Consider the following 1061-nt stretch of genomic DNA (forward strand, 5'->3'; position numbering starts at 1 on the left):
ATCCTTAGGACGAGCTGAGCGAGCCGGGACTACAACTGTACCATAATGGTTGCAATCCGTTCCATGGATTGAATTCAGGACCGGTTCATATTTATTCTGCTTTGATCACTGCTGCTTTTAGATTATCGGGAACAATGGCTTTTGGTACACCTCCGATAGCCTCCAGGCAACAGCTCAGCGCGTAAAGAAGTCGGGCGTTTGTTGAGAGCGCACGGCGATAGCAAACGCGTAATCTGAGAAAGGAAGACAGGCAACAAATACTTCACAGGCAATCAATTCACCTGTGGAACGGTCGATATAATGTAGCTTCTTTCCTGAAAAATCAATATACAGCTTGTCTCCTGCAATATGATCCATGACCATGCTCCCTTTACGGGAGATAAGCTGCTGTCTTAATGATAGGTGAACTGCGGGTAGCTATAACCGGTGGGGTCGCTCTCAATATACTCTTGCCAGAGCAGCTGTTTGGTGACCCCAGTACGCTTAAGTTCTTTTTCGTAATAATCAAGACGGCTCTTCAGGTATTCAAACTTATCTGCCTTATATGCAGGATTACCTGAATGAAAAGATTTTTCTAATAAAGGATCCTCTTGCTTAAGCAGTTCTCCGGTATTGAACCCGCCATCGGCCATCTTTTTTAGGTAAGACCGAACTGTATTCTTACTCATTCCAAGAATGCGGGCAATCGTTTTTATTCCACTGCCGCTCTGATACAATCTAATTAATTGCTTTATCTGACTCATTTGTTTTGGTTTTCCAGCCATCAGTGATCCAAAATTGTTTGATCACTAAGTAACAAAAACTACTCGCAAAGGGGTCAGCATGCTCCAGCACAATGAACTAATAAATGTATTTAGGGGGTCAACATGAGCCAGTATGGCAGTTGAATATGGGCATTAAACGCAATATACCTCCCTAAAATTAATTCGAGTTTGAGGGGTCACTATGCTCCAGTATACCAGCCATTAATTTTTGTGATAAAAGTACCCGATCTTTCATGATAGCCGCCATACTATCGATTACTTATTCTCTATTTCCTGCCTCCGTTTATGCTCTAACTC

Annotated in this window: 2 protein-coding genes; both read right to left on the bottom strand. The window is 42.6% G+C overall.

Annotation, left to right across the window (positions count from 1 at the left end; translation table 11 throughout):
• Window positions 1-174: 174 nt before the first annotated feature.
• The gene (locus L950_RS25390) at window positions 175-357 is read right to left on the bottom strand and encodes a hypothetical protein (protein WP_156169877.1); all 183 of its coding nucleotides are present in this window, start codon (window positions 355-357) and stop codon (window positions 175-177) included.
• Between the two features lie 35 nt (window positions 358-392).
• The gene (locus tag L950_RS25395) at window positions 393-743 is read right to left on the bottom strand and encodes a helix-turn-helix domain-containing protein (RefSeq protein WP_197086695.1); all 351 of its coding nucleotides are present in this window, start codon (window positions 741-743) and stop codon (window positions 393-395) included.
• Between the last annotated feature and the right edge of the window lie 318 nt (window positions 744-1061).

It is taken from the genome of Sphingobacterium sp. IITKGP-BTPF85 (assembly GCF_001006065.1).
GTDB classification, from domain to species: domain Bacteria; phylum Bacteroidota; class Bacteroidia; order Sphingobacteriales; family Sphingobacteriaceae; genus Sphingobacterium; species Sphingobacterium anhuiense.

Coding starts and splice junctions, on each gene's coding strand:
- L950_RS25390 (WP_156169877.1), bottom strand. CDS start 357: ATGGATCATATTGCAGGAGACAAGCTGTATATTGATTTTTCAGGAAAG.
- L950_RS25395 (WP_197086695.1), bottom strand. CDS start 743: ATGAGTCAGATAAAGCAATTAATTAGATTGTATCAGAGCGGCAGTGGA.